This is a genomic window from Paenibacillus sp. FSL F4-0087, assembly GCF_038020215.1.
Lineage (GTDB): Bacteria > Bacillota > Bacilli > Paenibacillales > Paenibacillaceae > Paenibacillus > Paenibacillus taichungensis.
Genome location: NZ_JBBODJ010000001.1, coordinates 4,249,903 through 4,272,585 on the forward strand (window position 1 = coordinate 4,249,903; position 22,683 = coordinate 4,272,585).

19 protein-coding genes and 1 pseudogene are annotated in these 22,683 nt (G+C 46.8%); 15 read left to right on the plus strand and 5 right to left on the minus strand.

Translation table 11 applies throughout. From position 1 onward, the window contains the following. Positions 1-9 precede the first annotated feature (9 nt). From MHB84_RS19600 to MHB84_RS19630, 7 genes are all read left to right on the plus strand, one after another. Positions 10-309 carry a DUF1292 domain-containing protein gene (locus MHB84_RS19600; RefSeq protein ID WP_024633075.1) on the plus strand — a complete coding sequence of 100 codons (300 nt, stop codon included), beginning with the start codon at positions 10-12 and terminating at the stop codon, positions 307-309. After that, on the plus strand, positions 310-624 hold the full coding sequence (locus MHB84_RS19605) for a DUF1292 domain-containing protein (protein ID WP_024633076.1): 315 nt from the start codon (positions 310-312) through the stop codon (positions 622-624). It begins immediately after the preceding gene. Positions 625-703: 79 nt separating this feature from the next. Continuing rightward, positions 704-1,744: an endolytic transglycosylase MltG gene (gene mltG / locus MHB84_RS19610; protein WP_256716733.1), complete on the plus strand. Its 1,041-nt coding sequence runs from the start codon at positions 704-706 to the stop codon at positions 1,742-1,744. 15 nt (positions 1,745-1,759) lie between these two features. After that, complete coding sequence (locus tag MHB84_RS19615) at positions 1,760-2,689, plus strand: peptidase U32 family protein (protein ID WP_076287769.1); 930 nt, start codon at positions 1,760-1,762, stop codon at positions 2,687-2,689. A 17-nt stretch (positions 2,690-2,706) separates the two neighbouring features. Further along, a complete protein-coding gene (locus MHB84_RS19620) occupies positions 2,707-4,035 on the plus strand; it encodes a peptidase U32 family protein (protein WP_076287770.1) in 1,329 nt (442 codons plus the stop codon). A gap of 235 nt (positions 4,036-4,270) precedes the next feature. Continuing rightward, on the plus strand, positions 4,271-6,553 hold the full coding sequence (locus MHB84_RS19625; RefSeq protein ID WP_076287771.1) for a methyl-accepting chemotaxis protein: 2,283 nt from the start codon (positions 4,271-4,273) through the stop codon (positions 6,551-6,553). Positions 6,554-6,676: 123 nt separating this feature from the next. Then, on the plus strand, positions 6,677-8,485 hold the full coding sequence (locus MHB84_RS19630) for a peptidoglycan D,D-transpeptidase FtsI family protein (protein WP_076287772.1): 1,809 nt from the start codon (positions 6,677-6,679) through the stop codon (positions 8,483-8,485). Here MHB84_RS19630 and MHB84_RS19635 read toward each other — a convergent pair. Next, complete coding sequence (locus tag MHB84_RS19635; RefSeq protein WP_076287773.1) at positions 8,464-9,660, minus strand: AI-2E family transporter; 1,197 nt, start codon at positions 9,658-9,660, stop codon at positions 8,464-8,466. The genes MHB84_RS19630 and MHB84_RS19635 overlap by 22 nt on opposite strands. Positions 9,661-9,846: 186 nt before the next feature. On the opposite strand from MHB84_RS19635, the gene MHB84_RS19640 reads away from it, so the two are divergent. Continuing rightward, a complete protein-coding gene (locus MHB84_RS19640; RefSeq protein ID WP_076287774.1) occupies positions 9,847-11,247 on the plus strand; it encodes a polysaccharide deacetylase family protein in 1,401 nt (466 codons plus the stop codon). A 107-nt stretch (positions 11,248-11,354) separates the two neighbouring features. On the opposite strand, the gene ilvD is transcribed toward MHB84_RS19640, so the two are convergent. The 3 genes and pseudogenes from ilvD to MHB84_RS19655 form a co-directional block, all read right to left on the minus strand. After that, on the minus strand, positions 11,355-13,040 hold the full coding sequence (ilvD, locus tag MHB84_RS19645) for a dihydroxy-acid dehydratase (protein WP_076287775.1): 1,686 nt from the start codon (positions 13,038-13,040) through the stop codon (positions 11,355-11,357). A 317-nt stretch (positions 13,041-13,357) separates the two neighbouring features. Next, positions 13,358-13,606, minus strand: a pseudogene (locus tag MHB84_RS19650) (KGG domain-containing protein); the annotation flags it as partial. A 112-nt stretch (positions 13,607-13,718) separates the two neighbouring features. Further along, entirely contained in the window at positions 13,719-14,771 is a 1,053-nt protein-coding gene (locus MHB84_RS19655) for an acyltransferase family protein (RefSeq protein ID WP_076287776.1), read from the minus strand. Positions 14,772-14,992: 221 nt separating this feature from the next. Between MHB84_RS19655 and MHB84_RS19660 the strand changes: the two genes are divergently transcribed. The 6 genes from MHB84_RS19660 to mgrA all read left to right on the plus strand — a co-directional run bounded on the left by MHB84_RS19660 (position 14,993) and on the right by mgrA (position 20,270). Next, positions 14,993-15,958 (plus strand): sugar kinase, encoded by a 966-nt coding sequence (locus MHB84_RS19660; RefSeq protein ID WP_063566859.1) that lies wholly within the window; start codon positions 14,993-14,995, stop codon positions 15,956-15,958. 86 nt (positions 15,959-16,044) lie between these two features. Then, positions 16,045-16,710, plus strand: a complete 666-nt coding sequence (locus MHB84_RS19665) for a bifunctional 2-keto-4-hydroxyglutarate aldolase/2-keto-3-deoxy-6-phosphogluconate aldolase (protein WP_063566860.1) — start codon at positions 16,045-16,047, stop codon at positions 16,708-16,710. A gap of 87 nt (positions 16,711-16,797) precedes the next feature. Next, positions 16,798-17,565 (plus strand): alpha/beta fold hydrolase, encoded by a 768-nt coding sequence (locus MHB84_RS19670; RefSeq protein WP_076287777.1) that lies wholly within the window; start codon positions 16,798-16,800, stop codon positions 17,563-17,565. Positions 17,566-17,626: 61 nt separating this feature from the next. After that, positions 17,627-18,412 (plus strand): HAD family hydrolase, encoded by a 786-nt coding sequence (locus tag MHB84_RS19675; RefSeq protein WP_076287778.1) that lies wholly within the window; start codon positions 17,627-17,629, stop codon positions 18,410-18,412. A gap of 21 nt (positions 18,413-18,433) precedes the next feature. After that, positions 18,434-19,174, plus strand: a complete 741-nt coding sequence (locus MHB84_RS19680; RefSeq protein ID WP_076287779.1) for an NAD-dependent protein deacylase — start codon at positions 18,434-18,436, stop codon at positions 19,172-19,174. 88 nt (positions 19,175-19,262) lie between these two features. Further along, the gene (gene mgrA, locus MHB84_RS19685; protein ID WP_076287780.1) at positions 19,263-20,270 is read left to right on the plus strand and encodes an L-glyceraldehyde 3-phosphate reductase; all 1,008 of its coding nucleotides are present in this window, start codon (positions 19,263-19,265) and stop codon (positions 20,268-20,270) included. Positions 20,271-20,370: 100 nt separating this feature from the next. Here mgrA and MHB84_RS19690 read toward each other — a convergent pair whose 3' ends face one another. Further along, positions 20,371-21,345, minus strand: coding sequence for an AraC family transcriptional regulator (locus MHB84_RS19690; RefSeq protein WP_256716734.1), 975 nt, complete (start codon positions 21,343-21,345; stop codon positions 20,371-20,373). 156 nt (positions 21,346-21,501) lie between these two features. On the opposite strand from MHB84_RS19690, the gene MHB84_RS19695 reads away from it, so the two are divergent. Next, entirely contained in the window at positions 21,502-22,683 is a 1,182-nt protein-coding gene (locus tag MHB84_RS19695) for a galactokinase (protein WP_076287781.1), read from the plus strand.

The following is a 22,683-nucleotide window of genomic DNA, read 5'->3' on the forward strand; positions in this document are numbered from 1 at the left end:
GGATCAACAATGGCTGAAGATCAACTGGGTATGGAAGAAGAATCGGAGATTATTTACATTGCGGATGACGAGGGTAATGAAGAGGAATTCGAAGTCATCATGAAATTCGAAGTGGACGGTTCGGAGGCCAAGTACATGATGGTTGCTCCGGTTGAACCCGAAGATGGAGAGACGGATGTTTATGCATTCCGTTATGAAGAAGAGGGCGACGATATCAAACTTTTCGTCATCCAAGATGATGCCGAATGGGATATCGTCGAGGAGACGTTTAATACATTTCTTGCAGAAGATGAAGAGGAAGCGAACTAAATGACAGAATACAGCCGCGAAGACTTGAAATGGACAGATTCGCTGCGTCTGGCTTTTGGTGCTCACGTTGAGCTGGAAGAAGAGAACGGTAAATCGCATCCGTATGACCTGCTGGCTGAGTTTGAAGTGAAGGGCCAACAGTATGCGGTGCTCCGCAGTTCATTACGTCCTTATGACGAAGTTGAACTTCTGCGGGTTTTACCGGGAAGTGAAGGCCAGATCATGCCGGAATTAGTTACGATTGACGATGATGATGAATGGGAGAACATCTCTGAACTGTATGATGAGTGTACACTCCCCATTGACGAAGATTGATTGATCAGCTTCAAATTGAAGAAACCGGAAGGGCGGAGAAGTCCGCTCTTTTTGGTTGTGTAAAGGAGTTGTGTCTTTTTTGAAAGGAAAAGCGATTTTAGTCTTTCTGCTTATCATCGTGGTTGTTGCTGGAGGCGCTGGCGTATATGTCTGGAACATGATGCGTCCCGTACAAGCATCCACAGAACCGATCGTTTTCGAGATCAAGAGCGGATCAGGAACTTCCAAAATTGCCGACCAGTTGGAGCAGGAAGGTCTGATTCGAAGTGGTTTAGCATTTAAGGGATACCTGAAATGGAAGAAACAAGGATCGAATTTTATGGCAGGTACATATTCCTTAAATCCAGGTGTGTCATATGATGAGATTATTAATAAGTTAAGTAACGGTGAAGTTGTGCCTGAGGAAATGGTGAAATTTACGATTCCGGAGGGTTATACCGTTTTGCAAATGGCGGGTAAGCTTTCTTATGAGCATGTCGTAGATCGAGATGAATTCATCAAGCTGGCTAATGATCCTTCGGCCTTTGATGTAGATTTCGTCAAAAATATTCCAGTGGATGAAGAACTTCGCTACGTATTGGAAGGGTATCTGTTCCCGGAAACGTATGAGCTGAAAAAGGGAAGTTCCACGCATGATGTGATGCAACGGATGTTGGAAGAATTTCAGACCAAGATTAATTCCATTCCTGATTTGGAAGCCAAGCTCCAAGAGAAGAACCTTCCCCTGCATGAACTGCTGACCATTGCGTCACTGGTGGAAAAAGAAGTTGTAGTGGATGAGGAACGTGCTCTGGTTGCCGGGGTAATCTACAATCGGATTAATCAGGATATGAAGCTGGAGATTGATGCTACCGTGCAATATCTGCTCGACAAGCCGAAGGAGCGGTTGTTTTTCAAGGATCTGAAGGTACAGAGTCCCTATAATACGTATCTGAACAAAGGGTTGCCACCAGGTCCAATTGCCAGTCCAAGTCTTCCGTCCATTGAGGCAGCGCTAAATCCGGAAGCTTCGGAGTATCTGTTCTATGTGACGAAAAAGGATGGCTCGTCTGGACATCTGTTTGCCAAAACGTATAAGGAACATCAGCAAAATATAGCCAAAAGTAAGGCTGCGCAATAAGCGGAGGGGATGTATATGAGTACGAAACATGAACTGCTCGTTACGGCGGCAAATGTGAAAGAGGCAGAGGTGCTGCTCCAAGCAGGAGCAGATGCTTTGTTAATTGGGGATGATCGCTTCGGCATGCGTCTTCCCGGCAGCTTCAGTGTGGAAGAAACAGCAGAGGTCGTTGCCGTTGCAGCGAAACATCAGGCTCGTGTATACGTGTCTATGAACAATCTGATGTCCAATGAGTTGTTAAAGGAATTACCTGAATATGTTCAAGCACTGGGTAAAATCGGTGTTCATGGGGTGGAGTTCAACGACCCATCTGTGCTCGCCGCTATTAAGGAACATGCTCCTCATATCCAGCTGCACTGGAACGCTGAGATGACATCGACCAACTATGCAACAGCCAACTACTGGGGAACCAAAGGCGCGAGTCGTGTTGTGCTTGCTCGGGAGTTGAATATGGACGAGCTGACGGAAATGGTTCCATTTCTGAAGGTAGAAGCCCAGGTTCAGGTGCATGGCATGACGAACATTTATCATTCCAAACGGAGTCTGGTGCAAAGTTATATGTCCCATCAAGGGCGTCCTGTAGAAGGGCATTTGGGTAAAGAGCGTGGTTTATTTCTGATCGAGGCCGAACGTCGGGATGAGAAGTTCCCGATCTATGAAGATGTAAACGGAACTCACATTATGAGCTCCGAGGATATCTGTATTCTCGAAGATCTTCATCTGTTGATGGAGGCCGGGGTACAAAGCTTTAAAATCGAAGGCATGTTAAAACCACTTGCGTATAACGAAGCTGTTGTACGTGCATACCGTATAGCTCTGGATAGTTATGCGGCTGATGCCGATGCTTATGCATTTTGTGAAGAATGGCTGGACGAGGTTCGTCAATTGCAGGACCCTGAACGGGAATTGTCGTTTGGATTTTTCTATAAAGAACAGGTGTATTAATAGACGAGGTGAACAACATGGAAACAGTGGCGGTACAGCGGAAGTTCTCGGGTAAACGTAACCGTCTGGACAAACCGGAGTTGCTTGCTCCGGCGGGCAATCTGGAAAAACTTAAATTTGCAATCCATTATGGTGCGGATGCTGTGTATATCGGTGGACAGGCATACGGATTGCGTTCCAACGCGGATAACTTTAGCTTTGAAGAAATGCGCGAGGGTGTGGAATTCGCCAAAAAATATGGAGCCAAAGTTTTCGTGGCAACCAATATTTATGCTCATAATGAAGATATCGAAGGTATTCAAGCGTATTTGCAAAACTTGTATGATGCAGGAATAGCAGCTATTATCGTAGCAGATCCAGCAATTATTGAAGTGGCTCAGCGTGCAGTACCGGGTCTGGAAGTGCATTTGAGTACACAACAATCCACTCTGAACTGGCAAGCTGTGAAGTTCTGGAAGGATGAAGGTCTTCCACGCGTCGTTCTTGGTCGTGAGACAAGCTTTGAGGAGATTGAAGAAATCAAAGCCAATGTGGATATCGAGATCGAAGCCTTTATTCATGGAGCGATGTGTTCGTCATATTCCGGACGTTGTGTGTTGTCCAACCATTTTACGGATCGTGACTCCAACCGGGGTGGCTGCTGCCAATCCTGCCGCTGGAAGTATGATCTCTTTGAAGATGCCCGGGAAGATACCGTGTGGGTCAGCGAAGAAGAAATGCAAATGCAGGCACCTGCACCATTCAAATTGGGCGAGAACCAGCTGCCCCTATTCCAGGAACAGGACAATTCTTTTTCCATGGGTTCGAAGGATCTGTGTATGATTGGGCATATTCCTGAGCTGATTGATGTTGGTGTGGATAGCTTCAAAATCGAAGGCCGCATGAAGTCGATTCACTACGTGGCTACCGTGGTTAACGTATATCGTCAGGCTATCGATTCTTATATGGCTGACCCGGAGAACTATGTATTGAAGCCTGAGTGGGTAGAGGAAATGAATAAGGCAGCGAATCGTCCACTGAATACCGGATTTTTCTATGATACACCGGATCATGAGGATCACATCTATGAACCGGAAGAAAAAGCGGTACCTTTTGACTTTGCTGGATTGGTTATGGACTATGATGCGGCTACAGGAATGGCGACCATTCAACAGCGCAATCATTTCAAACCTGGACAGGAGATCGAATTTTTCGGTCCGGGAGGCCACTTTTTCAAACAGGTGGTTGGGGAATTGCAGGATGAAGAAGGCAACGTAATCGATGCAGCCCGTCACCCGTTACAGCGTGTAAAAATGAAGGTGGATCAGCCTGTGTCCTACTTTGATATGATGAGAAAAAAGAAGTAGGTTCAAATGCCTAGTTTTTAACAAAATAATATTATGTTTTAACAATATAGTGTTATAAAATTTACAAATTCGACCTCCGTATATCGGTATATGGGGGTCTTTTTTTTATAGAAAAATAGGAAAAAAGTTGTAATAAATTTCGAAAAAACGAAAGGGGAAAGGAGAAAGCTGTCGAATACTACATATTTATAGGGGAGAGAAAGAAAAATCTAACAAGTAAATTACTGGCAGGTGAATGGGATTGGTTCAAAAGAAGCAGAAGGACAGTGGGGAAGAGTTGACAACACCCGAGAAGGTTAAGCCCGAGAAGGTTCAGAAAGTGAAGAAAGAAAAAGGTGTTAAAAGTAAGACAGGGGATGCTTCAAGCAAAAAGTCTTTTACATTGAACTCAGGTAAGCTGAAGTCGGGGTGGAACAAGACAAAAACCCAATTGAAAAAGCAGAACTGGAAAAATGTTGGGGGAACCACGTTTACACAGATTAAGAAGGCTAATCCGGTTAAATCGGTAGGCGTTAAGCTGTTTTTGGTCTTTTTTGTAGGAATCATGTTTTTTGTTATTGGTTTAGGTCTATTATCCTATGCTAAAGCCAAAGATACGATTGAGAAGAATGCATCCCGATCAAATCAGGAAACGATTGAACAAACCAAACAAAAAATGGACATTATCCTGGAACGGTTTGTAGACACATCTACACAAATTTTCTTCGATCCGGAAATGCAGTCTTTGCTTCAAAAAATGTCTGATAAGAATTTGTCAGCATATGATACGTTTGTGAATTCAAGCTCCATTAACAAACAATTATCGAATATTGCTTTTACGAATAAATCTATGGAAGCGATTTATCTTGTGCCTACAGACGAAACAAGGTCTACCATGGGCACAGGTAGCAGCAGTTCTTCCATGGGCGACATTCGGAATGAGAGCTGGTACGACGAGTTGGTACAAGCAGGTGGATATCGCTGGCTTCCAACGGAAGTCAAAGAGGATGGCAGCACACCAACGTTCCGAATTGCCCGTTCAATGAAGAACCTGCAGGGGACAACCCAGTCCTATGTGTTAATCATTGAATTGAAATTGGAGGTTCTGGAGCAGCAATTGAAATCACTTGACTTGGGTGAAGGCGCAGTCCTCCAGCTCATTGCTCCAGACAACAAGGTAGTAGCTTCAACGATTGCTGATCGTACAGGGAAAGATACAGATTTGGCATTTATAAAAGAGTTGAAAGAAAAATCCGGCAGCACGAATACGGAGTATACGGTGGATGGAAATTCAACCAATATGCTGGCTTCATACAGCACCATGGATACATCCGATTGGAAACTGATTGGGATGGTTCCAACTTCGATCCTGGTGAAAGATGCCAAGGGTATTCTTACACTGACTTTGTGGATGGCATTGATTGATGCCGTTATTGCGATACTGATCGGTATTTGGATGGTTCGCATGATTGCCCGCCCAATGGGCAAATTGAAAGATCTGATGCAAGAAGGTGCAAAAGGGAACCTCAAGGTGCGTACACCTTATAGCTCCCAGGATGAAATTGGCCAATTATCGGCTGCATTCAATCTGATGATGGAGCAAATTACGAAACTCGTGGAGCAAACCAACCGATCTGCACAGGAAGTATTGGATACTGCTTCTGAGCTAAGCAGTGCATCCAAGAAAACAGCAGTCTCTGCTTCAGAGATTGCCGTTGCCACTGAAGAAATTGCAGGTGGAGCAAGCAGTTTGGCAACAGAAGCGGAGCGTGGAAACGAATTGACCGACAATATCTCCCGTCAGATGGAGAGTGTGGTCGCCGCAAATGAACAAATGGGTGATTCAGCCCGCCATGTAGAGAAATCCAGTCAGACAGGTACACAGCATCTGAACCAGTTGATGACCAAAACACAGAAGACAGAAGAAATGATTGGTGCGTTGGTAAACAAGGTGGATTCCTTGAAAGAGAGCACATCCTCTGTTCTGAAGGTGCTTGACGTCATGCAGAATATTACCAAACAAACGAACATTCTCTCCTTGAATGCAACAATTGAAGCCGCTCGTGCTGGTACAGCTGGACGCGGGTTCATGGTGGTAGCAAATGAGGTTCGTCAGTTGGCTGAACAATCCAGACAGTCCATTGATATGGTCGGCGACATTACAGACAAGATTATGACCGAAATGAATGAGACGGTAGATCAACTGTCTGCAGCTTATCCATTATTTAAGGAACAGATGGATGCCGTAAAAGATACCAATGTAATATTTGCTTCAGTACAGCAACAAATGGGTGCTTTTGTTGAGAGTCTGAGCATGGTCACTGGCTCAATCGGAGATTTGAATCAATCTCAAGGTACGTTGTCCGAAGCGATGAGTAATGTCAGCGCAGTAGCTGAACAATCTTCTGCAACGTCCCAGGAAGTTGCCTCCTTGAGCAGTGAACAACAAAATATCAGCAACCAACTGGTGAATTTGTCAGCAAAACTAGAGAATGTATCGACAGAATTGAAAGATACATTGTCTCGCTTTACAGTCTAATTTGAACCTGTTTGCTTCATTTGAGAAGCCTGTCCCTAATAAGGGACAGGTTTTCTTGTTGTTTCCGAATAATTCCATTCCGAATAAAGAATACTATGCCAAAACGCTGAACGGGGTGTCCTGATGCATGTACAACTGAAGCGGCGCATTTATATTACATGTATTCTTCTTACGGGTTTGTTTATTTTGCTTATGATTCGTTTGGCTTGGGTTCAGGGCATTCAAATCAACCGCACGATGCCAGGATTTCAACGTACCGTTCGTGAAATGTCTGTATTGCAGCGAGAGCGTGGAGTGGTTCTGGATACGGGACGAGGACAGTTTACCGATTATAAGGGGCAGCCCCTAACAGGCAAGCTGGAATGGGGGTTGGTCCTTTTTCCGCATTCAGATCAAACAAGTCATGCATATCTATCCACAATGGCAAATTCGGAAGTTAATGAATTGGCGGCTCTCTTACATACTGATGTGAAGTCGTTACAAAAGGAATGGAGTCAAGGAAACGCACCCCATTTCTGGACAGCAGGTGCCAACCAGCCGAGTACGTTGACCGATTCTCAGGTTGCCCGACTACGTGAATTGAAGGCAGACGGAGCGAGTGTGTATCCTCTCATGACACGTTATGGACAAGCAGCTACGGGCATGCAATGGTTGGGTTATCTTGCTGAACAGCCTGGGTTCTCGAATGTGCAGTCGGGTCACAAAAATGAGGTGAAGCAGCCTTTTGCCATGAAATCTGGAGCAGCTGGGTTGGAAAGAACATTGGAGCCTCTATTGATGGGCATTGGGCCTACCCTGTTAACACGCATGGTTACAGGTTCAGGAGAAGTTATTCCGGATATCCAGCCACGCGTGATTGCCCCCTCCAATACACACTATCCATTGCATGCAGAGACGACGATCAATATCGATGTGCAGCAAGGGATAGAGCAGATTGTGAAGAAGTCCGGAATGAAGGAAGGAGCTATCGTTGTGCTGGATGCAGCCAATGCAGACGTACGTGCAATGGTTTCGGCGCCGTTCTATGATCCGCAGCATGTGGACCCCAAACAAACGGCTTGGTCAAATCGTGCCGTGCAGGGGGCTGTACCGGGTTCCATATTCAAAATCGTTACAGCAGCGGCAGCGTTGGAATATCACGCTGTATCCAAAGGGGAGACTTTCCATTGTGGTGGTGAGTGGGGGAAATATGGTCTGTCATGCTGGAAGGAGCATGGACATGGTACATTGAATCTAGAGCAGGGATTTGCCGAATCCTGCAATATTGTTTTTGCTGAAACTGCTCGTCGGTTAAGTATGGAGCAGTTGGAACGTACGGCGGATGCTTTGGGATTGGCGCGTCCAGTTGGCTGGGAGGGGAAGCAGGTCGCAGGTATGTCGGTACTGCATCATTTTGATCACGAGGAAGCAGGAAGAGTGAGACTGCCATCCGTGTCTCCTCAGGATGAAGGAGCCAAGGTACAGACGGCTATCGGTCAGCGGGACGTTCTGGTGACTCCATTACAAGCGGCCAATCTGATCGTTACACTCTTGCATGATGGCAAGGTGAGTGCTCCACGCCTTGTTCAGCGTATCCGATATGCTGATGGCGATACGATGCTGGATATGCCGATACATGATTCACCATCTTCAGCAGGACGGATCTCTCCAGCTACAGCGCATCAGCTGTTATCTTGGATGAAGAAGGTCGTTAGTGACGGAACGGGAAAATCCCTGCAACATGCACGGTGGCAGGTGGCAGGGAAGTCAGGCACAGCACAGGTACAGCAGCGCGGAGAGAAACGTAACCATCAATGGTTTATCGGATATGGGCCTACGGAACATCCCAAATATGCTGTAGCTGTCCTTGTCCAAAACGTTGCTCCAAGTAGCCGTCATCAAGCAACGGCGATGTTCAGAAAAGTGATGGACTATTTAGCTGAATCCTCATAATTACCGGGAGGAGCAGGTTCTTGCACCGAAGGCTCAGCATTCATACCAGAGGTGGTGCTACCCGGTGTGTCCATCACTAATGGGGAAGATTCGAATTCATCCTTCGGCAAGTGAATCCATTGCTGGAGATATCCTTGTTGCAGTAGTTCTTTGAGCAGAATCAGCAGCACCGGAGACAATACCACACCGGCTAGGCCAAAGACGGAGAGCGAGATCAGCATAAAAGAAAGCATCAAGTAAGCGGAAGAGACTCCGATTGAATTACCCGATATTTTGGGCTCCAGCAATTGGCGTGTCAGCATGGTTACAGCAAGAACTACAATTAGGCCAATCGCAAGGCTGCTATTCCCCACAATGAACAGATACACAATCCACGGAATGAATATAACTGGAACACCCAGTAAAGGTACAAGGTCAAAAACGGCGCAGATGGCTGCGATGGTGAAGGCATTGGCAGTTCCCAGAATTAACAAGCCTGCATAAATCAATACAAAAGTAATCAGCATCATAATCATCTGGGCCTTCAAATACGAACGGATCGTCTTGAATACATGATTACGCATAAAATCAATAGCCAGCTTCAACGTTTTTGGCGTTTTGGCCCGGGCAAATTTCCGCCAGGATTCAATTTCAATGCTGAGAAAGAACGCGAGAATAATGGCAATCCCGAAATTAGTAATAAAGGAAGAAAATGAACTGAGAAAACCGATGACGAATTGCGCACCGCTGGTTACCCATTTGGAGAGGAATCCGGTCAGTGTAGCAAAATAGTCATTAACCTTATCGGTTATTCCGTCAGGTAAGGCATCAGACTTGTCCTGGATGAAATAAACCAGATTGGTGAATTCACGCTGAATCATCTCGATATAATAAGGGAAATTATCTTGCAAATTAGAAATTTGGGATACGATAATTAATCCCAATCCAAAAAAGGCAGCAACAATAACTGCAAGAAACAATAACACTGAAATGGCGGCACCCAAGGTTTTGGGCAATCCTTTGCGATGCAGAAATCTTGCCAGAGGTTCGATCATCCAATACACTATAAATGAAAGAAAAACTGGCGCAGCCAATTGATATAATCGACTGAAACCGTACATGATAAAGTACACGGTTAATACGAGTAGCGCAATGTCAAAGACGGTGCGCCCGTATTTTTTGTAAAGCGGCAGCATGGGCAGGGCTCCTTTATACGTCATTAAGGTAAAAATTAGGATGCATTTATTGTACACGATAGCTATCTTTTTGGGAAAAGAGGATTCAAGAAAAGGCTGAATTATGATAAAATTAAAGGCGGTTTATTTTGGTTAGTGCTATATTATGGCACGGTAATTCAGCAAGAGAAGCGGGGAGTTTGTAGCATGACAAATTTACTTCAGAGCATATTACTGTGGTTATTGTACATTTCATCGTTTTACGCCTTTATTCCGAGTTTAGTTAGCAGACTTTTCGGTTTTCGTGTGTTCAGGCGCGGGAGAAGTGAGACGGAGTTTTCCTTAACATTTGATGATGGGCCGGACCCGGAATACACACCCAGATTGCTTGATTTACTGCGTCAGTATGAAGCAAAGGCAACGTTTTTTGTAGTCGGCGAGCATGCAGCCCGTCATCCCGAGCTTATTCAGCGTATACATGAGGAAGGTCATCTTCTCGGAATTCATAATTATATTCATAAAACGAATTGGTTGATGCGGCCGCGTACGGTTCGAGATCAAATTCAACGAACAGGTCAGATTATTCAAGGGGTAACGGGGGTAAAAACTTGTTATTATCGTCCACCATGGGGCATTATGAATCTGTTTGATTTCTTCAGTAAAAAAGATCGCCGTATTATTCTGTGGTCGTCCATGTTTGAGGACTGGAGAAGCAGTGTGGGCGTTGAGAAATTGACGGAACGGATGTTGAAGGAGCTAAGGGGCGGAGAGGTCATGTTACTGCATGATCGAGGGACTACTCTAGGCGCTGATGCACACGCGCCGGAGCAGATGCTTCAGGCGCTCGAAGTCGTATTGCAGGAAGCAAACAGGCAGCATTTGCACAGTGTACGCATCGATACGTTGATGGGAGGCGTTACGGTGAGCGAATCTAAAAGTACAGGTCAACCACAAACACATTTATCACCTTGGAAACGTATGGTTGTGGCGTTATGGCTAGGCTGGGAGAAGTTGTTTCATTGGGTATATCATTTGCATACAGCATCGCCAGAGGACCCATTGTTACACTACCGCTCCCGCGTATATCATGGAGCATTGGTTGAAATGAATGACGGTCATGTGATTCGTAACGGAGATCCGGTTATAGAACTTCATTTTGATAATAAAAAGCTTTTCGATCTAGGTATGACTTCACGCTCAAGTATGCATCTGGCCATTCGCATGATTCGGGCCATGGAACAGCAGCTTCCTGATTTGGCCCGGCAGGTCGCACTTGAACCTGAACTTCGTTCAGCCAAGGCTCTATACGGTGTGAGTATGATTAACCGGGGACCGGAGAAATTTGGGTTTACGGTTCGGGAGTTAGCTCCTGGTCCGTTCAGTTCTGCATCCAAAGTATATCTGAAACTTCTGCTAAGCGTCATTCATCCGGCTGGAACGAAACGTCTGAAGCAGCGATCCGAACAATTGGTTCCCAAAATGATTGCCATGCCGCTTGATGTACTGCTGGATCGATATGGTCAGCACGCAATGGTAGCAGCGACAGTGGAACAGTCCTCAGAGGAATTGTTGGTTCCTGAACAGGATTTTGTACCTGAACGAAACTGAATGCGAAATAAATAAAGAAAAGGGTTGCCCTTCGCCGAAGTCGGCTGAAGAGCAACCCTTTATTTATGTTTCCGATATAGAAATTCACCGGATATCTCATACTTGAATTAGATACTCAGTACGCCGCCGTTGCTTGCATTCGTTACCAGTTTGGAATAACGAGCGAGGTAACCGGTTTTTACTTTCGGCTCAAAGCCTTTCCAACCTGCGCGACGACGTTCGAATTCTTCGTCACTGATATGCAATTCAATGATGCGGTTGTTCAGATCAAGTTCAATGATGTCTCCTTCTTCAACAAAAGCGATTGGACCGCCTTCAGCAGCTTCCGGAGAGATATGTCCGATACTGATTCCGCGGGATGCCCCAGAGAAGCGTCCGTCGGTGATCAGACCTACTTTGGCACCAAGGCCCATACCTACGATCTGAGAAGTAGGAGCGAGCATCTCAGGCATACCTGGTCCGCCTTTTGGTCCTTCATAACGGATAACAACAACATGTCCTTCTTTTACTTTGCCGTTCGCAATACCTTCCAGCGCTTGTTCCTGGGAGTCGAAGCAAATAGCAGGACCTTTGTGATAGCCGCCAACCGAAGCGTCAACAGCACCAACCTTGATGATGGCACCTTGAGGTGCAAGGTTACCAAACAATACAGCCAAGCCGCCTTTTTCGGAATGCGGGTTATCCAGGTGGTGGATGACATTTGTATCTTGGATTTCCTGACCTTCAACGTTCTCACGGATCGTTTTACCTGTTACTGTGATACAGTCGCCATGAATTGCACCTGGTTTCTTGAGCAATTCGTTCAGAACTGCACTTACGCCACCCGCATTGTGAACATCTTCGATGTGAAGATCGGAAGCAGGTGCCAATTTGGCCAAGTGAGGAACGCGGTTAGCAACTTCATTGATTCGCTCGATTGGATAATCGATGCCTGCTTCATGAGCCAGTGCCAATGTATGAAGTACCGTATTCGTGGAACCACCCATAGCCATATCCAGTGCAAAAGCATTGTCGATGGCTTCTACAGTAACGATATCGCGTGGTTTCAGATCCATTTTGATGAGTTCCATCAGTTGTTTAGCAGATTGTTTAACAAACTCACGACGCTCAGGAGCAACAGCCAGGATGGTTCCGTTACCTGGCATAGCCAGTCCCATCGCTTCAGCCAGACAGTTCATGGAGTTCGCGGTAAACATACCGGAGCATGATCCACATGTTGGACAGCCGAACTGTTCAAGTTCAAGCAAGCTCTTGTCATCGATTTTACCAGCTTGATAAGCACCTACGCCTTCAAATACGGAAGTCAGGGACAGAGCTTTACCGTTGCTGTCACGACCTGCCTTCATTGGACCGCCGCTGACAAACACAGTAGGGATATTACAGCGGAGTGCGCCCATCATCATGCCTGGTGTGATTTTGTCACAGTTCGGGATACATACCATGCCGTCGAACCAGTGTGCAGATACAACGGTTTCCACGGAATCCGCGATAATGTCACGGCTTGGCAGCGAGTAACGCATACCAATGTGTCCCATGGCGATTCCGTCGTCAACTCCGATGGTGTTGAATTCGAATGGAACGCCACCGGCTTCACGAATAGCTTCCTTTACAATTTTACCAAATTCCTGCAGGTGGACATGGCCGGGCACGATATCGATGTAAGAGTTACAAACGGCAATAAATGGTTTGCCAAAGTCCTCTTCTTTAACGCCCGCTGCGCGGAGCAAACTGCGGTGCGGTGCACGGTCAAAACCTTTTTTGATCATATCGGAACGCATCTTCTTGGCTGACATGGTGTATTTCCCCCCAAATTTATAATATTGAGCAACATGAATGGAAATATAAATGGCAGTGCATCTGTCGTTTAATTTCATCCGTACTCTAAAAAAATAGACCAGTGATACTGGTTTCGAGCTTCCCGTAGTTTGTGAAGTTCTTTGCTGCTTTAAACCCGTGAACAACCCGGTTTTTCTATAGAGTCTATCACAACCGTCGTCATATTTCTACAATTCAATAGAAAGAAGCTTCAATCCATTAGTGGAATGAAGCTTTCTTGATTTTGATGCACTGCCTCAAGTGATCTTTCACCGCTACCCATGGGGATTGGCTAACTACTCCCGCCTTTGCGGCCAATCTCCCGATAGAATTCTTTATTATGAGTGTCGGAAGTTGCTTCTCCACCCTTACGTCCAATTTCCTTATAGAACTGAGAATCGTGCGCATCTGAAGTCGCTTCTCCACCTTTTTTACCTATCATTTGGTAGAAGCTCCGATCATGTTTTTTGGATGTGGCCTTGCCACCTAATCTACCCGCTTCCTCGCGACTCATTTTGTGTTCAGACGTCTGTGGACGTGCCATTACAAATCACTCCTTATATCATAAGTAGATTGTTGTAGCGCGTATTCCTACTTACCACATAATTTCCAGCCTGAAACAAGTCGATGTTGATGAAAAGGAGCAGGATTACAGTTCATCTAAACCAGGATGCTGAACGTTTTAATACCCCCTGACGATTGAAGTGAAAGCGGGCAATATCTGGCTCAATGAGTGGCCGAAAGGCATGACGGACGGCTGGGTGGGCCAGCGTTATAGCGAACAATAACGCAATGGAGACAATTACCGGAATGTACAAGCTGGTCTCCATATAGTTGTAAACCCCGGACCAGACCGCCAAGCGAACGAGAAATCCATGTAAAAGGAACACATACAGAGTGCGTCGTCCCAAATCAGTCAATCTGGATGTTAATGAAGGGACCCATGCGAGAAATAATGCTCCTGATCCAATTTCAAGTGCATAGATTCCAAGTCGGTAAATTCCTGCAAACCACTCATGATGTCCAAGCTCTGCGTATGTCATGCTTCCCAGTAACCAGCCTGGTGAAATGTTGAGCCCTCCAAGTCCAATCCAACCAAGAAGAGCAGCAGATAACGTAGCTGCAATTCTTCGGCCCCAGCCGGATCGCAAATGGGAGCGGATGGACGCTCCGTAGTCATACCCGATAACAAAGAAAGGAAGAAATACAAACGTTCGGCTTAAGCTCAGCCAGAAACCGTCAATGGGCAAATATCCGGCACATACTCCCAGCATCACGGCACCGAGTAATCTGTAGATTGGTTTCCAGGAGAGTGTAAGACGAAGCAACAGCCGCCAGCAGAAATGACTTGCCAGAAACCAGAGCAATAGATAAGGTGCAAAGAAAGACAACCGCATATGCGGTGTGTGGAATACGGTGTAATCCATTACTGCATAAAGAGACTGAAACAGCAGGTACTGTAATGCAATTTGCTTAAGCACATTGCGGCCAGAAGTACCTTTGAGTGAATGTCTGGCAAAGTAGCCAGTTACCCATACAAATAGCGGCATGTGAAACGTATATATCCACAGAAACATAGCCTCTGCTCCTGCAAAACGTGTAATGATTGGTTCAAGAGCATTGCCCGCTAGTACACAGACAATGAGCATAAAGCGTAAGTTATAAAAAAAGGAATCCTGATCGTCGTGAATGATGGTCGGTTTGTTCATGTTGTAGCCCCCCTGATAACCCTTGGCGATTGCAATCTGGTACTGTAATAAGGGTAATATGAATGTGTAACATTAATTGTGATATATTTCACATGAGAAAGCGCTATCCTTTCTCAAAGCTGTGACAACAAAATGAACGCTCCGGGATTGACAACGGTTGCATAGAGGCTGACAATGGGGAAAGAAGATGAGAAATTGTAAATATAAGGAGGGGAGAATTCATGTCGACGAATACCCGCCCTAGCCCGGAAATTGTTACGTTTGGCGAAAGCATGGGTTTGCTGACAGCAAAGGATACAAGAGGTCTCGAATATGCAGCGACATTAGACAAATCATTTGGGGGCGCGGAGAGTAATCTGGCGATTGGTGTATCCCGACTAGGGCATACCAGCGGATGGTTTGGCCGCTTGGGTAATGATCCGATCGGTAACATGATCTTGAAGGCTATTCGTGGTGAAGGTGTAGATGTATCCAGAGCAAGGATGAGCGACAAAGAGCCCACCGGTTTGATGATTCGTGAGAACGCTTCCGGGAAAGCCTCGGTGCACTATTATAGGAAGCTATCCGCTGCAAGTGCGATTACCCCTGAAGATCTGGACACGGATTATATCGCGGGTGCGCAAATCCTTCACGTTACAGGCATCACCGCAGCAATAAGCGCGTCGGGACTTGCTACTGTTGAAGCTGCTATACATATAGCCAAACAGGCTGGTGTGAAAGTGAGTTTTGATCCTAATCTGCGTCTTAAACTGTGGTCAGCTGAAGAGGCTCGTCCCGTACTGCTTCGTCTGGCTGAGCAAGCGGATTATTTCTTGCCGGGTCTGGATGAGATGAAACTTCTGTATAACGAAGAAGATGATCAAAAAGTACTTGAGCGGTTGTCAGCGATGAATGCAGTCTGTATCGTGAAGGGCGGCCCTGATTTGACCTACGTATTGGTGAATGGTACCCTAACGGAAGTTCCGTACTTCAAGGCAGATCATGTCTTGGATACGGTTGGGGCAGGAGATGGATTCTGTGCGGGCTTTTTGTCCGGCCTTATCAAAGGATATTCTCCGCAGGAGGCGACCCGTCTCGGGAATTTGACCGGTTCCATGGTAATACAGGCTGTTGGCGATTGGGAGGCGCTCCCGACGTGGGAGCAGGTCGAGGCCAAGCTGAACAATGTAGCTCATGTTGAGCGCTAGTCGCTGCTGATATCATATAGGTCTCATCTTCGTTCTTTAATGTAAGGCTTGTAATAGACAACCACATTGACAAGGGAGAGAATGAAATGAAGAAGCTTCAGCTGCTACAAAAAATAACGGACAGTGGGGTTGTTGCGGTTCTGCGTGCAGATTCTGCTGATCAGGTTATCGCCATGGCCGAACAAGCCATCGCGGGTGGCATCAAGATTATCGAGATTACGATGACTGTGCCTAGTGCCCTCAAAGCCATCGAGAAATTAAGCCGTGTATACCATTGGAACACACAAGATCCAGAGAAATTTGCCATTATTGGAGCTGGAACGGTGCTTGAACCCCAGACAGCGCGTGCCGCGATTATGTCAGGGGCCGAGTTTGTTGTGGGTCCTTCCCTGAACCCGGACACTGTGAAAATCTGCAACCTGTACCGGATTCCGATTCTTCCAGGGGTGATGACCATTGCGGATGTACAACGTGCATTGGAACTTGGCGTGGATATTGTGAAGTTGTTCCCGGGTAATCTCTACGATCCGTCCATTATCAAAACGATGAAGGGACCTATGCCACAAGCGAATTTTATGCCGACCGGTGGGGTGTCCTTGTCCAATCTAGGTGACTGGATTAAGGGAGGCGCTGTTGCTGTAGGGATTGGCTCGGACCTTACAGCGGAAGCAGTGAAGACGGGGGACTTGAGTCATGTTCGCCGCAAAGCGGAACAATATATGGATGCATACCGCAAGGCCAAGGCTGAATAGCGATGAATGATGTAGAAGGGGAGCCTCAGGAATGAAGGCTCCCGTTCTGCAAGCCGCGGCACCTGCGGAAGTGCAGAAAGGTGATGAATGTTGAGAAACCGATATAATACAGGGCGCAAGAAGAGGGGCATCGGGAAATTCCTGCTCGTTCTTCTGGCGCTCATTGTCATTGGGTGTGGGTTTGTGGCCTGGAAGCTGTTTACGCCTTATGGACCACAAGAGATGGCTCAGACAGCCATGGAAACTGCAAATCAGGTGACTGTAACTGAAAAAGACAACTGGATTGATTTTGTGCCGGACAAATCTGTTGGGGTGAGTGTTATTTTTTATCCAGGTGGACTGGTTAAACCGGAAAGTTATGCACCTCTTGCCCATGAGCTTGCGGCAGCAGGACATCATACTATTATTGCGAAAATGCCGGTTAATCTGGCGGTACTCAAGCAGAATCTCGCAGATGATATTATTACAGCCTATCCGGATGAACAATTTGTTATGGGAGGGCATTCTCTTGGTGGATCGATGGCGGCACGTTATGCGGCTTCCCATCCAGATGCACTTCAGGGCATCTTTTTCCTCGCATCTTATCCGGATGAAAAAGGCAGTGTGAAGTCACTGGGGATACCCGCGTTATCCATACTGGGTACTAATGATGAAGTGGTGAATGCCACAAAGTATCAGAATGGTCGGGCATATTTGCCAGAAGATACGGTGTATTACACTATCGAAGGTGGTAACCATTCGCAGTTTGGTGACTATGGCCACCAGAGCGGTGACGGTGAAGCTGGGGTAAGTGAAGAGGAGCAGCTGTCCCAAACGGTTAAAACGACTGTAGGTTGGCTGGATACAATCAAGTAGGCTGCAAGTTCAACGGTGAAAGGGACTAATCCATAGCAGACGGAAACTGGAGGTGATACGTATGTCCATGCTGCAAATCCGTGGTAAGCAAGTTACCTGCCGAGGCATTCTTTTTGATAAGGATGGAACGCTGCTGGATTTCTTACAGCTATGGGGACCCTGGGCGGAGTCTTTGCTGAATCAGTTGGAATCACAGCTGTCAGAGCTTGGTGCCTCGTTCACGGTAGAGCGTGAGCAAGTTCTCGGTACGGTCCGCAATCGCGAAGGTCAGCTGATCGGATATGATCTTCAAGGGCCTTTAGCTATTGCCACGGTGGACGAGAGCAACGGTTTGCTTGCTGGGCAGTTGTATGCCGCAGGCATGCCGTGGAACGAAGCAATCACTACGATTCGCCATTTTTCCAGTGTCGCCATGGATGAGGTACGGCAGAGAAAAATGGCTGAATCGCTGCCAGGATTAAATGCATTTTTGCAGAGCTGTCAGGAAGCATCGATTCCGATGGCAGTGGTCACTTCGGACAGCACAGCTGCTGCCGAGGAACATCTAGAGTGGATGGGCATCCGGTCATATTTTACATCGATTGTTGGCAGTGACCGGGTGACTCGGGGCAAACCGGATGGAGAGGCTGCGGTTCTCGCTTGCCGGGAATTACATATTCTTCCTGAAGAGGCTGTTGTGATCGGTGACAGCAATGGAGATATGCAGATGGGACGTAACGCAGGAGTGTCCTGTAGGATTGGCTTCTGTCCAGAAGTCGAGGGAAGCCACTATTTATATGACGCCGATGTCATTATCCAAAATTATGATGAGTTAAAAATCATCTCTGAACGTTCCTCACAGGGGTGATCTCGTAAAGGAGGAGAGAGGATGAACGCAACAGAACAACTGGCTGCCTGGATTAAGGAAAGTTCAAATATTGTTTTTTTCGGAGGGGCCGGAACTTCAACGGAAAGCGGGATTCCCGACTTCCGCTCTGCCGCTGGTTTATACCAGACAGAGCAGCATTCACCCTATCCACCGGAAGAGCTGCTGAGCCGACATTTTTTTGACCAGCATGCGGATATTTTTTATGATTTTTATCGAGGTAAAATGCTACATCCCGATGCGATGCCCAATGGCTGCCATCGACTGCTCGCCAGATTGGAGCAGGAAGGAAAACTTCAGGCAGTTATCACACAAAATATCGACGGGTTGCACCAGAAGGCAGGCAGCAGCAATGTCCTGGAGCTTCATGGTTCGATCCATCGAAACGCCTGTATGGATTGCAAGAGGTTTTACGGGTTGGATGACATTATTACGGCAAAAGATACGGTTCCTCGTTGCACTGCGTGTGGTGGCGTGATCAAGCCGGATGTTGTGCTGTATGAAGAAGAACTGGACCAGACGATATTATATCGTTCGGTTGATGTACTGTCCTCGGCGGATTTGCTGCTGGTAGGTGGAACTTCATTAACGGTGTATCCTGCCGCTCAATTGATTACGTATTTTCAAGGGAAACACACGGTCTTGCTTAATGCTACACCTACGGCTTACGACAGGCAGGCTGATTTGCTGATTACAGACCCTATTGGTGAGGTAATGAATAAGGTGGACCAGCTTCTTGGTTAAACGTAAGTCAACAATGTTCGAATAACCGCATTCTCCGGCATACGGACCGGGTACTAGAGGCGGAACCTGGGGAAAGAAGGGATTCATGATGGTCTACGTAGCCAGCGATGCACGCTACGAAACAATGAAATACAACCGCGTTGGACGTTCAGGTTTGAAACTGCCAGCGATTTCACTTGGGTTATGGCATAATTTTGGTGGCATTAATAATGCGGAGAACGGCCGTAATATGATCACCCGTTCGTTTGATCTGGGCATTACGCATTTTGATCTTGCCAACAATTATGGTCCGCCGGCAGGTTCAGCAGAGCAGTTATTCGGTCAGGTATTGGCACAGGATCTGAAGCCATATCGAGATGAACTCGTCATCTCGACCAAAGCCGGGTACTATATGTGGCCTGGACCTTATGGTGAGTGGGGTTCTCGTAAAAACCTGGTTTCCAGTCTCAATCAGAGCTTGAAGCGCATGGGTCTCGATTACGTAGACATCTTTTATTCTCATCGTTATGACCCCGAAACACCTCTGGAAGAAACGATGATGGCGCTGGACCATATTGTTCGTTCCGGCAAAGCATTGTATGTCGGCATCTCCAACTATCCTGCAGAACAGACGAAGCAGGCGGCCGAGATTCTCAAAGGCCTGGGTACTCCTCTGTTGATTCATCAACCCAAATATTCCATGCTGGATCGCTGGATTGAGGATGGCCTACAGGATGTACTTGATGAGTATGGAACAGGCAGCATCGCTTTTTGTCCATTGGCACAAGGCGTGCTCACCAATAAATATCTGAATGGCATTCCAGAAGATTCACGTGCCAAGGGCCCGTCTGTATTCTTGAATGAAAACAACATCTCGCCAGAGACATTGCGCAAAGTGCGTGCTCTGAACCAGATTGCAGCATCGCGTGGTCAGAGTCTGGCCCAATTTGCTCTGGCTTGGGTATTGCGTGATGGCAAGGTAACTTCTGCGCTGATTGGTGCAAGTCGTCCTTCGCAGATTGAAGAGAATGTGGCTGCTCTCAGCCAGTTGGAATTCTCCTCAGACGAATTGGAGCGCATTGAATCGATTCTCCGTCCAGAACCGGATCATAAATAAAGTTCAAAAGGTGCATCTTAGCCATAATGGCGGGATGCACCTTTTTTGTTCCTTATTATGCAGACCTATGGGATAGGAGATCCTACTTTTGATTACAGGGTTACCGCTGGTTCGGTGGTACTTGGCGTGTCGCTTGATGCAAGGACCTATTAAGGATGTTTTCCCGGTACAGACTAGGGGCTTCCCCGTGGAACCGTTTGAACTGTTTGGAGAAATACAGCGCATCTGGCAAGCCCACGGAGGCGGATACCTGTTCGATGGACAGATCCGGGCGTTCCCGCAGCAGCTGACGCGATTTATCGATTCTCAGTTTAAGCAGGTAGGTAACTGGTGATAGCCCTGTTTCCTGTTTGAAAATGCGGGACAGGTACGCACGGTTATAGCCAAGACTGGCTGACATTTGCTCAATCGAGACAGGGTAGGCATATTGGGTAGACATGTATTGAATCATCTGTTTTACAGTTCGTCGTATCGAGGATTCACCTGGTATTAAGGTTTGACCCTGAGAAAGGTGATTTTGTGCTTCGGCTAGAATCATATATAACGTACCCAGCGATGTAAAATGAGAGCTTTCTTTCCGCTCGGCAAAAGCCGTCTGCATCACGGATAACCAATCGGAAATACCGCAGGAAGGACCGGCATGAAAGACGGATTTCTCCGGACGGAAACCTGCTTCCTCTATATGCTTCGCAGCCTGGCTGCCGGTAAAGGCCATCCAGCGGTATTGCCAGGGATTTCGTGCATGGGATTGATAGCTTACAAGCTGTCCCGGTTGAATGAGAAAACAGTCTCCTGCGGATAGTTCGTAGGTATGTAGTTCAGTACGGAACGTACCGGCTCCTTTTTCTACATAGTGCAATAGATAATAATCGTATAGCTTAGGGCCAAGGGCGTGACCGGGAAGGGTCTGGCTTGCGCCTGCAAAGAGGACATGCAATGCCCCCTTTTCATAATAAACAGGATTGGAGGCAACCGAGTAGCTGAGTGCTCCACTTTTGCCAGAGGTTTCCGAAATATGTTTTATCGGATCCCCCGTTGCACCCGTTTTTGAAGCTTCCTTACGTTGTTCAGTCATGATGACATTCCTTTCCTTCCTGGATGTTCCATTCATTATACGTTGAAAGGTCACATTTATCCATATGGAACACACATGGTTGCATTTCAAGAGGAACCGCCTTCTTGTATAATAACATTAAGAAATCCAACAACATTGAGATGGGGTGCAGCAGCAATGAACATAAATGAATTGAAACAAAAGTTTATTGACAAGTACGGAGAGAGTGGAGCGGACATCCGTGTATTCCATGCCCCTGGGCGGGTGAATCTGATCGGTGAGCACATTGACTATAACGGGGGGTACGTGCTTCCGGCAGCGCTTGAATTCGGTACCACTTTGATTATCCGTGAGCGTGAGGACAACGAGTTGCAGTTGGCTTCCACGAATATGTCCTATGAAGGAACGCTGGATACGTCCTCCATTGGCAAAGAGAAAACAGGTGAATGGACGGATTACCCGGTAGGCGTCATGGTTGAACTGCAAGGCAAAGGCGTAAAAGTAACCAAAGGTTATGACTTCCTCTATCATGGAGAAATTCCGAACGGCGCAGGACTTTCCTCTTCCGCATCGCTGGAGGTACTTACTGTGTATGCCATCCAGTCACTTGAAGGTGTTAAGGATATTGATACGGTTCAACTGGCGCTGCTGTCCCAAAAGGCAGAGAACGAATTCGTTGGCGTCAACTGTGGCATCATGGATCAGTTCGCTGTAGCTAATGGAGCAGAGGATCATGCGATCCTGCTGATGTGTGACACCCTTGAATATGAAAAAGTGCCATTCCGTACCGGCGCCTACAAGCTGGTCATTGGTAACACGAACAAACGTCGGGGATTGGTGGACTCGGCTTACAACGAACGTCGCTCCCAATGTGAACAGGCACTTGCCATTTTGAAAGAACAATTGCCTGCACTGAACTATCTGGCGCAACTTACACCTGAACAATTCGTTACACTGCAGGATCATATCAAGGATGAGAAGGTAAGACAGCGTGCCCAGCACGTCGTGGAAGAGAATGCACGTGTACTTGCATCGGTGGATGCACTGCGTGATAACGATCTGGAAACCTTCGGCAAGCTGATGAATGCTTCTCATGAATCGCTTCGTTATCTATATGAAGTGAGTTGCGAAGAGCTGGACGTGATGGTTGAAGAAGCTCAACGAATTCCAGGCACTCTGGGTGCACGCATGACCGGAGCAGGATTCGGCGGCTGCACAGTTTCCCTTGTGCATGAGGACGATGTAGAGCGTTTTGTAAGCGAAGTTGGAGCGGCATATGAAGCACGTACCAGTCTCAAAGGCGATTTCTATGTATGCGGAGTAGGCGACGGCGTTAAAGAATTGAAGGAGGCGAAGTAA

Bases quoted from the DNA above. Each gene is read 5' to 3' on its own strand.
- MHB84_RS19640 (WP_076287774.1), top strand. From the start codon at position 9,847: ATGACAAATTTACTTCAGAGCATATTACTGTGGTTATTGTACATTTCA.
- MHB84_RS19625 (WP_076287771.1), top strand. From the start codon at position 4,271: ATGGGATTGGTTCAAAAGAAGCAGAAGGACAGTGGGGAAGAGTTGACA.
- MHB84_RS19670 (WP_076287777.1), top strand. From the start codon at position 16,798: ATGTTGAGAAACCGATATAATACAGGGCGCAAGAAGAGGGGCATCGGG.
- MHB84_RS19635 (WP_076287773.1), bottom strand. From the start codon at position 9,660: ATGCTGCCGCTTTACAAAAAATACGGGCGCACCGTCTTTGACATTGCG.
- MHB84_RS19660 (WP_063566859.1), top strand. From the start codon at position 14,993: ATGTCGACGAATACCCGCCCTAGCCCGGAAATTGTTACGTTTGGCGAA.
- MHB84_RS19675 (WP_076287778.1), top strand. From the start codon at position 17,627: ATGTCCATGCTGCAAATCCGTGGTAAGCAAGTTACCTGCCGAGGCATT.
- MHB84_RS19695 (WP_076287781.1), top strand. From the start codon at position 21,502: ATGAACATAAATGAATTGAAACAAAAGTTTATTGACAAGTACGGAGAG.
- MHB84_RS19605 (WP_024633076.1), top strand. From the start codon at position 310: ATGACAGAATACAGCCGCGAAGACTTGAAATGGACAGATTCGCTGCGT.
- MHB84_RS19620 (WP_076287770.1), top strand. From the start codon at position 2,707: ATGGAAACAGTGGCGGTACAGCGGAAGTTCTCGGGTAAACGTAACCGT.
- MHB84_RS19665 (WP_063566860.1), top strand. From the start codon at position 16,045: ATGAAGAAGCTTCAGCTGCTACAAAAAATAACGGACAGTGGGGTTGTT.
- MHB84_RS19655 (WP_076287776.1), bottom strand. From the start codon at position 14,771: ATGAACAAACCGACCATCATTCACGACGATCAGGATTCCTTTTTTTAT.
- mgrA (WP_076287780.1), top strand. From the start codon at position 19,263: ATGGTCTACGTAGCCAGCGATGCACGCTACGAAACAATGAAATACAAC.
- MHB84_RS19615 (WP_076287769.1), top strand. From the start codon at position 1,760: ATGAGTACGAAACATGAACTGCTCGTTACGGCGGCAAATGTGAAAGAG.
- ilvD (WP_076287775.1), bottom strand. From the start codon at position 13,040: ATGTCAGCCAAGAAGATGCGTTCCGATATGATCAAAAAAGGTTTTGAC.
- MHB84_RS19680 (WP_076287779.1), top strand. From the start codon at position 18,434: ATGAACGCAACAGAACAACTGGCTGCCTGGATTAAGGAAAGTTCAAAT.
- MHB84_RS19600 (WP_024633075.1), top strand. From the start codon at position 10: ATGGCTGAAGATCAACTGGGTATGGAAGAAGAATCGGAGATTATTTAC.
- MHB84_RS19630 (WP_076287772.1), top strand. From the start codon at position 6,677: ATGCATGTACAACTGAAGCGGCGCATTTATATTACATGTATTCTTCTT.
- MHB84_RS19690 (WP_256716734.1), bottom strand. From the start codon at position 21,345: ATGACTGAACAACGTAAGGAAGCTTCAAAAACGGGTGCAACGGGGGAT.